Annotated in this window: 9 protein-coding genes; 2 read left to right on the forward strand and 7 right to left on the reverse strand. The window is 54.6% G+C overall.

Annotated elements, in window-relative coordinates; translation table 11 throughout:
- Position 1: 1 nt before the first annotated feature.
- The 7 genes from B3K78_RS03430 to B3K78_RS03460 all read right to left on the reverse strand — a co-directional run bounded on the left by B3K78_RS03430 (position 2) and on the right by B3K78_RS03460 (position 8,371).
- Complete coding sequence (locus B3K78_RS03430) at positions 2–1,087, reverse strand: phosphotransferase family protein (RefSeq protein ID WP_286694293.1); 1,086 nt, start codon at positions 1,085–1,087, stop codon at positions 2–4.
- Between the two features lie 59 nt (positions 1,088–1,146).
- Positions 1,147–1,920: an SDR family NAD(P)-dependent oxidoreductase gene (locus B3K78_RS03435; RefSeq protein ID WP_286694294.1), complete on the reverse strand. Its 774-nt coding sequence runs from the start codon at positions 1,918–1,920 to the stop codon at positions 1,147–1,149.
- Between the two features lie 39 nt (positions 1,921–1,959).
- Positions 1,960–3,147 (reverse strand): lipid-transfer protein, encoded by a 1,188-nt coding sequence (locus B3K78_RS03440; RefSeq protein WP_286694295.1) that lies wholly within the window; start codon positions 3,145–3,147, stop codon positions 1,960–1,962.
- A gap of 64 nt (positions 3,148–3,211) precedes the next feature.
- On the reverse strand, positions 3,212–4,669 hold the full coding sequence (locus B3K78_RS03445; protein ID WP_286694296.1) for an aldehyde dehydrogenase: 1,458 nt from the start codon (positions 4,667–4,669) through the stop codon (positions 3,212–3,214).
- A gap of 42 nt (positions 4,670–4,711) precedes the next feature.
- Positions 4,712–6,265 carry an acyl-CoA synthetase gene (locus B3K78_RS03450; protein WP_286694297.1) on the reverse strand — a complete coding sequence of 518 codons (1,554 nt, stop codon included), beginning with the start codon at positions 6,263–6,265 and terminating at the stop codon, positions 4,712–4,714.
- A gap of 278 nt (positions 6,266–6,543) precedes the next feature.
- A complete protein-coding gene (locus B3K78_RS03455) occupies positions 6,544–7,182 on the reverse strand; it encodes a TetR/AcrR family transcriptional regulator (protein ID WP_286694298.1) in 639 nt (212 codons plus the stop codon).
- A 67-nt stretch (positions 7,183–7,249) separates the two neighbouring features.
- A complete protein-coding gene (locus B3K78_RS03460) occupies positions 7,250–8,371 on the reverse strand; it encodes a nitronate monooxygenase (RefSeq protein WP_286694299.1) in 1,122 nt (373 codons plus the stop codon).
- Positions 8,372–8,569: 198 nt separating this feature from the next.
- Between B3K78_RS03460 and B3K78_RS03465 the strand changes: the two genes are divergently transcribed.
- On the forward strand, positions 8,570–9,655 hold the full coding sequence (locus tag B3K78_RS03465; RefSeq protein WP_286694300.1) for a zinc-binding dehydrogenase: 1,086 nt from the start codon (positions 8,570–8,572) through the stop codon (positions 9,653–9,655).
- A 55-nt stretch (positions 9,656–9,710) separates the two neighbouring features.
- On the forward strand, positions 9,711–12,251 hold the full coding sequence (locus B3K78_RS03470; protein ID WP_286694301.1) for a TonB-dependent receptor: 2,541 nt from the start codon (positions 9,711–9,713) through the stop codon (positions 12,249–12,251).
- Positions 12,252–12,279: the final 28 nt, after the last annotated feature.

Below are 12,279 nucleotides of genomic sequence, written 5' to 3' on the forward strand. Positions count from 1 at the left end.
GTCAGGGCAAATGTTGTTCCAGGTATTGATTGACGAAGTTATCTAACGCCACATCATCGGCGCCCATATTGCGCATGATCCGTGCGAAGATCAGGCCAAAGCGCAGGCCGGCGAAGACCAGGTAGTAGTCCAAATTTCCAAGGTCCAACCCGGTAGCCGCCGCCCAGTGTTCACACGATGTTTCGCGATCTGGCAGGCCTGGCAGCCTCGCACTGCCAAGGCCATGACTAAAGAGCTCATCGAGATAGATCCACCAGGCGAGGTCTTGCAGGGGGTCACCCAAAGCCAGCATTTCCCAGTCGAGCAAGGCCGCGACGTCAGCGTTGTCAGTGTCGAATATGACGTTGGGCATGCGTGAGTCACCCCAGCAGAAGGCGAGCTTTTGCTCAGGTGGTTGATGTGCTCTCAGCCAGGCAGAGGCTCGCGCTATTACTGACGGAGTGGGTTTGTCGTCGAAAGCCCAGCGGCAGTAGTTTTCCCAGTAATCCAGCTGCTCGCTGAGTGACTTGGGGAACGCATACGAGGCAATGAGCGCCTGGGCATCGGGGGTGGTTGTGTCCAGGTTATGGAGCGATGCCATAGCATCAATGCCGTTTAGCCACATCTCGCGCTGTTGCTCGGCGCTCAGTGACACCATCCAGCCGTCGCGATGATAGGACGGTGTATCCGTGGGAACGCGGCCGTCGGTGCGCAACATAAGGTAAAAAGGCGTGCCCAGTACTCGGCCACTGGTTTCCTCGGCCAGTAACGCCGGACCGGGGCACTGGGGCTGCTTTTCCAACCAGGCCATAAAGGCGTATTGCAGTGCCAGGTTGTAGTCGGGAAAGGTGAGCTTGTCGCCGTTTGCCTGCAATCGGCCAACTACGTTGTGGCGCTCTGTTTTGCCGTCTTTGTGGCAGTCGACCGAGAACAGGACGGTGATGTTGGACATCCCATTGCCTTCCGGAATGTCGATGGCAGAAACATCAACGCGGTCTACAGCCAGTGCACCGGGCAGCCATTCTTGCAGGGCCAGCCGGACTTCTTCGGGATTGTTCAGCGAGGGTGTGGGGCGTTCGCTGCTGGGAGGGTAGTTATTATTTTGCATGGGCGATTCCTCGTCGGCGGGCGGTGCGAAACGCCGAACCGCCCGTGCAATGGGGGCGGTTAGCGCGGTGGCATGCGCATTGCCGCGTCTAGTCGGATGGTTTCGGCATTGATGTACTCGTTTTCACACAGGTGCTTCACCAGTTTGGCGAACTCCTGCGGCTTGCCAAGACGGGGAGGGAACTGCGCATTTGCGGCTAGGTTGTCCTGCATTTCCTGCGGGGCCATCGCCATCAGTTCAGTTTTGAAAACGCCGGGGCAAATGGTGTTTATGCGAATACCCAGTTTCCCGAGATCGCGCGCAATTGGCAGCGTCATGCCGATTACGCCCGCCTTGCTGGCGGCGTAGGCTGCCTGGCCGATTTGTCCGTCGATACCCGCTACCGACCCCGTGTTGATGATGACGCCGCGCTCGCCATCCTCGGTCAACGCCTCGTTGTGCTGCATTTCTGCAGCGCAAAGGCGTAACACGTTGAATGTGCCGATAAGGTTAAGCTTTACTACCCATTCAAAACGGTCTAACGGGAAGGGGCCTTTTTTGCCTACTGTGCGAATGGCATCGCCGCTGCCGGCGCAGTTAACACAGATGTGGATATTTCCAAAGGCTGCCTTCGTGGCCTCAATCCCTGCGGCAACAGACTCTTCATTGGTGACATCGACGGTGAAGGCCTGGCAGTGCTCGGCGCCCAGTTCCTCGACAAGGCGTTGGGCGTTTTCGGCTTGAATATCAAAGAGCGCGACTTTGGCGCCAGCGGCGACGAGTTGTTGTGCTGTTGCTTTCCCGAGTCCGGAGGCGCCGCCGGTAATTATTGCGACGCGGTTGTGTAGTTGCATTGGTGTGACTCCTGATTAAGTGGAGGCAGGGCTGTGATATCAGTCCCGGCCATAGAGCGTAACGACACAGGCACCACCTATGCCGAGGTTGTGCTGAAGTGCATGGCGCGCATTGCTAACTTGCCGGCCCTGCGCGGTTCCGCGCAGCTGCCATACCAATTCTGTGCACTGCGCGAGTCCCGTGGCACCCAATGGATGGCCCTTGGACAGCAGGCCCCCGGATGGATTGACCACGACCTTGCCGCCGTAGGTATTGTCTTCATCCCAGACAAACTGTTCTGCGCTGCCCTCGGGGGTCAGGCCGAGAGACTCATAGCTGATAAGCTCATTCGCGGTGAAACAATCATGCAGCTCGACAACGTCAATATCGCTTGGGTCGACCCCGGCCTGGTTATAGACCTTGTCGGCGGCCTCCTTCGCCATGCCATACCCAACGATCTGCAGCATATCGGGTGAATCAAACAGGCCTGGCAGGTCCGTTGTCATGGCCTGTCCTTTAATGCTGACAGCCTGATTAAGTAAGCCGTGCTTTTTGGCAAATGCTTCGCTGCAAACCACGGCGGCTGCGGCTCCGCAGGTGGGTGGGCAACTCTGATATCGCGTGATCACGCCGTAGAGTTCCGGCGATTGCATAATCTCGTCCAGGCTAAGCGGATCGCGAAACACCGCGTAGGGATTGTTTGCCGCGTGCCGCCGCGCCTTCTCTGAAATTTTGCCAAAGGTTTCTGGCTTGGTGCCGTACTTATCGCTGTATTCCCGCGCTGCGCCACCAAACAGCTGAGCAGTGGGCGGCGCTTTCGGTTCGTAGCCCTGAATCTTTACCATCTCGGCAAAGACCTTGTTTCCCGGGCCTGGGCGGTCGTCAAATAAGGTGCCGAGCATGCCTGGCATCATTTGTTCAAAGCCTACCGCCAGAGCACAATCCACAGCGCCGGTTTCGACGGATTGCCGTGCTAAAAACAACGCCGAGGAGCCGGTGGCACAATTATTATTTACATTGAAAACCGGCACGCCACTGAGCCCAAGTGGATACACCGCCGCCTGTCCGGCGCAAGAGTCGGCATAGATATAGCCGGCATATACTTGGCCAATATCCTTGTATTCAATACCGGCGTCCGCCAGCGCTAGGCGGGCGGCTTTCTCGCCCATTATGTCGTAGGTGTCGCTTTGGCCGGGCTTGGTGAAGGGGATCATTCCCACCCCGATGACTTTTACACTGTGTGTCATCTTTCGTTCTCTTTTAAAAATTTAATGGCGCGGCGCAATGGCCGCTTGGAAGCTGGGTTGTCGTTCAGCCAAGCGGATAGTCAGTGGGCATGTTGATGGTCTTGAATTCCAGATAGGCCTCCAGGCCTGGCGTGCCGAGTTCACGCCCCATTCCGGACTGCTTGAAGCCGCCGAAAGGACTGGTGAAGTCCATGCTCATGCCGTTGACGGTATAGGTGCCTGTGCGAACACCACGCGCGATAGCCAGGCCTCGCTCAGCGTCTTCTGTCCATACTGTGCCGCATAGGCCGTAGTTCGAATCATTGGCGATGCGTATGGCATCGGCATCGTCGCCGTAGGGAATCACAGAGAGTACCGGCCCAAAGATTTCTTCACGGGCGATACGCATATTGTTGTCCACGTCGGAAAACACGGTGGGCTCAACGTACCAGCCTTGCGACGCATGCCCTGGTCGGCCGCCACCGGTGACCACGCGTGCGCCTTCCTCGCGACCAATGCTGATATAGCTCTCCACCCGCTCTCGATGCCTGGCGGAAACAAGCGGGCCGATAGCCGTATCTTCCTCTAATGGGTTGCCGATTTTCAGCTTCTCAACGAAGGCGGCAACGGCGTCAACAACCTCTGCGTAGCGCTGCTTCGACGCGAGGATACGTGTCTGTGCTATGCAGGCTTGCCCTGTATTCATCAGGCCTGCCATTACCATCTCCGGGATGGTTTTGTTCAGGTCTGCATCGTCCAGAACTATCGCTGCAGATTTGCCGCCAAGCTCGAGTGTTAGGCGCTTGATTTGCTCGCCACAAATGGCGCCAATTTTTCTACCGGCGGCAACACTGCCAGTGAACGACACCTTGTCGACACCGGGGTGGGATACCAGATATTCACTTACCTCTCGGTCTGCGGGAACAATGTTGATTACACCGGGCGGGATGCTGATTTTTGCTACCGCCTCGGCCAGGGCATTGGCGTCTAATGGTGTTTCTGTGGCGGGCTTAATCACCACGCAGCACCCTGCCGCCAGTGCCGGTGCCAGCTTGAGCATCAGCGTAAAGAGGGGGGCGTTCCACGGCGTGATTGCGGCGACGACACCCACTGCCTCGCCGCGCACAACGACTGGGCTAACCATCCCTTGGCGCTTTTCTTCAAAGGCGTATTGGCGCGCCAAGCCGGCGTAGTAGTCGAGTACAATAATCGGGCTGAAAGCCTGAGAGCGCGTGGAGAAGCTCATAGGGCTACCCATTTCCTGAGTAATTAGGCTGGCTAATCCAGGAATGTCCTCTTGTAAGGCCTGGGAGAGTTCTGTCATGCAATCAGCGCGTTCACTCGCGCTCATTCGTGGCCACGGCCCCTGATCAAATGCTTCGCGCGCTGCCGCTACGGCTGCGTCAATGTCTGCTTTTTGACCCTCCGGTGTCGTGGCAATACAGGCCTCGGTAGCGGGGTTGATCACCGACAGGGTGGCAGACGAAGACGGGCTCACCCACTCATTGTTGATAAACAGTTTATCGTAGCTTTTTATGTCCATGATCTTTTCTCTTATCGTTGTATTCTGCGTTGATTGCTGGCGTTACACTTGCCGCTGTCGACCCTCCCAGTAGGGATCTCTCAGGCGGCGTTTAAAGAGCTTTCCATTTGGGTCACGGGGCAGGGCATCGAGATAGTCAATGCTGCGTGGCAGCTTCATTTTTGCTATCCGTGACGCGAGGAAGTCCATAATTTCCTGGGTGGTGGCGTCATCGCTGCCGACGCCTTCGGCCGGCTGTACAACTGCTTTAATTTCTTCCCCCCACTCGTCATTCGGCACACCAAAGACGGCGCAGTCGGCTACTTTCTCATGCAGGATGAGTACGTTTTCGATCTCTGCTGGATAAATGTTGGCGCCGCCGGAAATGATCATGTCGATCTTGCGGTCGCACAGAAAGAGATAGCCTTCTTCATTGAGATAGCCGATGTCACCAACAGTGAAGTAATTGCCAATACGGTTCTCCGCCGTATTTTTTGCATTGCCTTTGTATTCAAAGTTGCCGCGCTCGGTCAGGCGCATGTACACCGTGCCTTGTTCACCCACTGGGAGTTCATTGGCATCGTCGTCAAAGATCTTGATATCTGCTTCAGGCCAGGCCTTACCGACGGTGCCGGGATACTTCAGCCATTCTTCGGGTGACACGATGGTGCCGCCGCCTTCGGTTGCGGCGTAGTATTCGTAAATGGATAAGCCCCACCACTCGATCATGGCGCGTTTCACATCAGGCGGGCAGGGCGCTGCTGCATGCACCATGCGACGGGTGCTGGAGCAGTCGTATTTCTCGCGCGTTTGCTCAGGGAGCTTCAACAGTCGGATAAATTGTGTTGGCACCATATGGGAGGTGGTGACGCGATACTTCTCGATCAAGCGCAACATCTCTTCCGGTTCCCACTTGTCCATCAAGACCACGGCGTGGCCTAAATGCAGAGAGCCGCTGGCCCAGGCCATTACCGCGGTGTGATAAAGCGGCGAGCCAGTGATGTTGACATTATTGTCCTCCGGCAGCGTGCCCAGCATTAACAAAATCCCTGAGCTCATTTGTGCTCCCACTTCCGGTGACAGGCCGGTGAGTGGTCGTCGTACGCCCTTGGGTTTGCCAGTGGTGCCAGAGGTGTAGTTCATTACGGCGCCAGCGCTGCGGTTGTCTGGCAGCGTATGAGGTTGCTCGGCAATAATGTCCGAATAGGGGCGCCAGCCCGGAATGTCACCAATAGCGAAAGCGCGCTGGGTATCGAAGTTCGCCTCGGCCACCGCTTGTGTTGCAGCGTCTTTGATGCGCTCGTGGCTGATAAATACCTTCGCGCCGCTATCCTCCAGAATGTAGGCAACCTCAGAACCTGCCAGGTGCCAGTTGATGGGCACCATGTAAAAGCCGGCTTGAAGTATCGCCAGGTTGATAGCGATCATTTCTTTGCAGTTGGGCATGATCACCGCAACAACGTCGCCAGGTTCCATACCTAGCTGGCGTAAGCCGTGTACCAGTTGGTTACACTCTTTTAAAAGTGCCCCACGGGTAATTTCATCGCCATTTGGTGCGACCAATGCGAGTGGAGCGGGGTCCTTTTCTGCATAGTGCCAAAAGCCGATATTTGTCATTAGATTCTCCCGGGGTCTTTAAGCGAAGCGAATACGGACAGAGCGATGGCCTCAATGCAACGGCCAAACGTGTGGCTGGCTTCACAGCAAAACCATTGTAGGAGAGACAGATTGACGCAATAAATGTCATTTCAATCCGTATTCGATTGATTAAACCTGCACCTCTTTGGGTAGGCGCGAGAGGTTTTTACGGCGGTGAGGTCGTTAGAAGAGTGTAACGACCAGATGCCAAAGGCGGGTATTGTCGGCGAGAAAAATTCGGCGCGTTAGTGAAGGCATTAACGCAGTAGGTGCGATTCCATCATGCTCAGATAAATGTCGGCAGCCTGGCGCAATGAGGTGCCTTCCACACTTAATTGGTAGTTAGCCATGCCCGACATACTGCCAAAGAACATCATTACCAGGTTGTCGACTTTCCATTCAGGGTTGATTTCACCATTCTTTATGGCGTCTTCAAATATGCGGGCCTGTAAGGCGCGCATTTCATTTTCCCGGTGGCTGAATATTTCTTTGAGTGTTTCGTGGCGCTGAGTTTCCAGTGGAATGGATGACAGGAATCCACTTTTTAATGGAGACTGTTCGTGCAGGCTAACCATGGCCTCTACCAGGTTGCGTATACGTTCCTTAAGACGGGTCGATGATTCAATTGCCTGTTGAAAGCGCGGGTAGATGTCTTGATAAATATGGTCGACGACGGCGATGTATAGCGCGGGTTTGGAGTCAAAGTACTGATAGATCGCTGCGCTGGTGATATTTGCCCCAACCGCTATATCCTTGAATTTTGTACTGGCGTAGCCATGGGATGTGAAACAGGCCAGTGCGCTGTCGAGAATTCTGGCAATCGTATCTTCGCGCTTGCTACCGACCGGTCGACCGATAGTTTTATCCGGGGCTGTATGGCTGCTTTTTCTTTTCACGGTAGGCCTCTACGATCCAACCGGTAAAGCTTGACGGTTAAATCGCAGAGGCGCAAGTGGGGTGGGGTCAGTCCGCCGTAAGATTGTTGATGTACTCGAGGGCTTCCACGTATTCATTGAGTAGACGCATAATCAAATTCCGGGACGACTCAACATGGGTGACCTGGCCGATAACCTGTCCCGCCGGATTGAATGCCACCTTCTGGCAATCACCTTTGTCGGCATATTGATTTGTACGGATCATGGCGTTGTAAGACACCAGGCCCTGCAGTGGCATAGGCAGTGGGTCCGGCGTATCGGACGAGCCCCATGCTTCGGTCCAGTCGTTCTTGATCATGCGGCAGGGTTTTCCCGTCCACGATTTAGAGCGCACGGTATCCTCGGAGCTCGCATCAAAATAGGATTGCTTTTGCGCAGGCTGGGCATGGGCTTCTTCAACGGCCAGCCATAGCGAGCCTGTCCACACGCCCTGAACGCCGGTTGCCATCGCGGAGAGCATTTGTCGGCCATTACCGATACCGCCGGCGGCCAGTACTGGAACATCTCCCGCCGCGTCCACGGCCTGTGGCCAAAAGACGATCGAACCGACATCGCCGGTATGTCCACCGCCTTCACCGCCCTGTGCAACAATAAAGTCCAGGCCCGCATCGCGATGGGCCTCTACTTGTTTAATGCGGCCGCACAGCGCGCCGACAAGGCGACCGCTGTCCTGAATGCGTTTAACCAGGTCTGCTGGTGGGGTGCCCAGAGCGTTTGCAACCAGGCGACAGTTTGGGCGATGTAGCGCCTGCTCAACCAACTGTGAACCAATGGCCTCATTCCAGCTTAGCAGCCTAGCTTCTTGCTTCTCTGGCAGCTCGGGTACGCCGTGCTCGGCTAGCACCTTGTCGGCAAACTCGTAGTGTTCCTGGGGCACCATGGCTCGCAGTTGCTGTTCGAGCTTTTCCGGGTCCATTTCGCCTTGGCCTTCATACTTGGCCGGAATAACAATATCGAGACCGTAAGGTTTGTCGCCGATATGTTCATCAATCCAGTCAAGTTCAATTTTTAACATCTCGGGGGAGAGGCCGACTGCGCCAAATACACCAATGCCGCCAGCTTTGGAGACTTCTACTACCACATCCCGGCAGTGAGTGAAGGCAAAGATCGGCAGGTCTATCCCCAGCTTTTTACATAGTTCGGTTTGCACAATATGGTCCTCTGAATCGATTTTCGCAGGCTATGTTAGAGCGCTGTATCTCCCATCCACAGGGCATTTTCCGCCAACTTGGCTAGACGTTTGCGGGTGGAGTGAAATGTTAGGAACTATTGAGAGGTTATTACATGTTCAGTGCTGGCACGGTTGACTAAGCTGGAATTCGAACATTTACGAGGTGGGGAGTTGGCAATGCGAGCAGTCGTCTGTAGAGGAATAGAAGAGATCGCTGTAGAAGAGGTAACCCTGGACCCTCCCAAAGCGGGAGAGGTAAAGGTGCGTATGGTGGCGACGGGCGTGTGCCATTCCGATCTCTCGATAATCAATGGCGGATTCCCGGTTGCGATGCCCATTGTCCTCGGTCACGAGGGCGCCGGCGTGGTGGAAGAAGTGGGCGAGGGCGTTACGCATCTGCAAGCCGGTGATCACGTTGTCATGTCCTTTGTGCCTGCTTGCGGTGAATGCAGCCATTGCCACAATCATCGGCCATCGCTGTGTGACACCGGATTGCGCATGGGCAAAATGCTCGACGGCACCACCCGCGTGCACGCTGGCGACGAGGATATCGATGTTATGCAGTATCTCGGTTGCATGGCGGAGTATGCCGTTATTCCTCAGGCAAGTGCAATTAAGATTGATAAGTCTATCCCGCTGGATAAAGCCGCTTTGGTCGGTTGTGGGGTAATGACCGGTGTTGGCGCCGCGATTAATACCGCGAAGATTGTGCCGGGTTCGAGTGTTGCTGTGTTCGGCTGTGGCGGTGTTGGTCTGTCCGTGATTCAGGGTGCACGTCTCGCTGGCGCAGAAAAAATCATCGCGGTGGATCTCTCAGAGAGCAAACTCGAAATGGCGAAAAAGTTCGGCGCGACTCACGGTGTCTGCAGTGCCAGCGACGATCCCGTGGCCACCATTCAAGCGCTAACAGGCGGTGGTGCCGATTATGCTTTCGAAGCTGTCGGTATCGCCAAATTGATGGAGCAAGCGAATGCCTGTGTAAGACGCGGTGGTATGGCCGTTATTGTTGGTGTTGGATCGCTGACTGAGAATGTCTCACTGAATGCACTAATGCTTTCCATGGGTGCAAAAACGCTGAAGGGCTGCTTTTACGGTGATGCCAACCCTCCTGTCGATTTTCCCCGGCTGATCAATTTATACACCGCTGGCAAGCTGAATCTAGACGACATGGTGACCAAGCGGTACACCATCGATGAAGCGCCTCAGGCTTTCGAAGATATGAAAAGTGGGGTAAATGCGCGCGGCGTGATTACCTTTCAATAAAAAAAATTAAGAAATATAAAAATACGACAGTGAGAGAAAGATTATGAACCTTTGCATGCGAATCGGACAGGCTGGCCGCATATTGATGGGAACCGGGATGGCCATGATAGCGGGCGACACTTTGGCGCAGGCTGGCGCCTTAGAAGAGGTGATAGTGACAGCGCGTCACCGCTCGGAAAATATGCAGGAAACGCCCATTGCAGTGAGTGCAGTAAGCGCCGAAAGCATGCGTGAGCAGGGTATCAAAAATACCAAAGACCTGACCCGCAGTATTCCTAGCTTGCAAATAGGAAAGGCGGGCTCGGTACAAATATACATTCGCGGTATCGGCGAGCGAACGGGGTTTTCCCGTGTTGATCCAAGTGTCGGGGTGTATTTGGATGGCGTTTATATCCCACGGGTAGACGGCCAGCTGTTCGATGCCGTTGAGCTCGGCGGCATTCAGGTATTGCGCGGACCCCAGGGTACGCTATTTGGTAAGAACACCACCGGCGGAGCGATGTTGTTGACGCTCGCCAAGCCCAGTGACGAAGATGAAACCATTGTTGAACTTGGTGCGGCCTCCCACCGGCGCGTGCAAGGCAAGGTGGTCAATGGCTTTACCTTGTCGGAAAACCTTCACGCCCGCCTAGCCTTGTCGGCCATTACCGACGATGGCTACCTGAAAGATGTTAACGGCCAGAAGTTTTCCACGAATAATCGTCAGTCGCTTATTGGCCAGCTTCGCTGGACACCGGCTGATAATCTTCTGAACGACACTTTCTTGTACTTCGGCAATATCAATGAAACCCGGCCTGGCCGGCACTGTAATTTGTCTGATGATAACGGCCTCTTTATTCGCGGCCTGTATGTCATGTTCCCCGGCGACACAGACCCAAGTAACCCCACCGCCTGGAATGAAAATTGTTTGGAAAATTCGATTGACCGTTTGGGGCGCGACACGGTGTCGCTGGGTGATGCGCCCAATGAATATCGCTTCCGTTCTGTGATGCTCGGGAACACTCTGGAGTTAGAGCTCGACTCTGGAGATGTGCTCAAGTTTATTCTCGGTAGCCAATACTCGGTAGAGGAGCCTCACCAGGTCAGTGATTCCGACGCGGGGCCAGCGGAGTTCCTTGAAGCATTCACTATTGATGATAGTGAGCGTTACGTAAACAGCCTCGAGTTACAGCTAACAGGCACCATGTTTGACGAGCGCATGAGTTACTCGACTGGGCTTTACGCGATGGTCGAGTCTCTCAACGACAGCTTTGTTAATTTCACTAGCCTGGTTGGCCTTGATCTCCAAACACTCGGCGCAATGGGGCTGGGGCAGCGTCCATCACAGCCCACGCCTATGGGAACGGTGCCCGTTGTCGGTGTGCTGGCGGGCCCGCTTGCTGAGTCTGTCTTTGAATTAGATAACCAGACCTATGGCGCTTATTTTCAAGGTGTTTTTGATGTAACAGAGAACATCCAGTGGACATTTGGTGGCCGCTATACCGTTGAAACCCGCTCTACTGACCAGGTATTCACCGGCTCAGACATAGATGCCATCAGTGCGCGTATTGCGCTTTCACCGCAATTTGGCCCAGCCGTTGCGCCGGGCTTCCATCCGTTTTTGGGGTCGTGGGCGCAAGATCCTGTCAGCATCGCCGCGTCATTGTTCACTGATGAGGACGGCGATGGAATCATCGACTTCCCAATGGATCGGGACAATGCCGTAGTGCAAAAAGAGAAAGTCACCTTCCGGGAGTTCTCGCCGATGACGTCACTGTCCTATGTGTTCGACGGAGAATGGATGGAAGATTCTGTCGTCGACTCTCTGATGGCATACGCGACATGGAGTAACGGATTTAAGTCGGGCTTCTTCGAGCCTAAAGGCGCCGACGGTTTGAAATTTATCGAGCCAGAGGAAGTGGAGAATATTGAGTTGGGCATTAAGTCTGACTGGTTTGGTCGTCGCTTGCGCAGCAACTTGTCGATTTACAATATGGATTACAAGCAGATTCAGTTGCTGCAGATTTCCACCGATAGAAATAACAACCTTCAAGTCACCATGGACAATGCCGGTGCGGCGACGATCAAAGGCGTGGAGCTGGAGATGACCTGGCTGCCGACACCGCGACTGATGATGCAGTTTAGCTACAGTCGTAATGACTATAGCTACGACGAGTTCACCGACCTTGAATTAATTCCCCTGGCAATTAATGGTACCAGAGTGCCTGTCGACCGCTCCGACGAAAGTTTTGCAATTGTGCCCGAGCAGACGGCGTACTTCGGTGTTCAGTACGAATTTAAGACGGACTACGGCCGCATCGTGCCAAGGGTTGATGTTAGCTACAAAGATAAAATTTATTACGGCATAGACCGTAAGTCCTGGGAGGCCTACAAGCGTGACGAGAGTCGCGGAGGCGTCCCATCTAGTACCGTAGCCAATGCCATGGTTACTTGGTTCTCTGATAGCGGTGACTTTAGCGTCACGGGTTATGTTCGCAACTTCACTGATGAAGCCTACCCCGAGGGAGGTTCGGCGACAGCAGAAACCCTCGGTAATTTTGTTGTTACCCCCGGTGAACCACGCGTTTACGGGATCGAATTCAGAAAAGTTTTTTAATAGACCTGTTTCCGGCAGTGGCTCGACG

Origin of the sequence: Spongiibacter sp. UBA1325, assembly GCF_002306875.1 — a bacterium.
GTDB lineage: Bacteria > Pseudomonadota > Gammaproteobacteria > Pseudomonadales > Spongiibacteraceae > Spongiibacter > Spongiibacter marinus.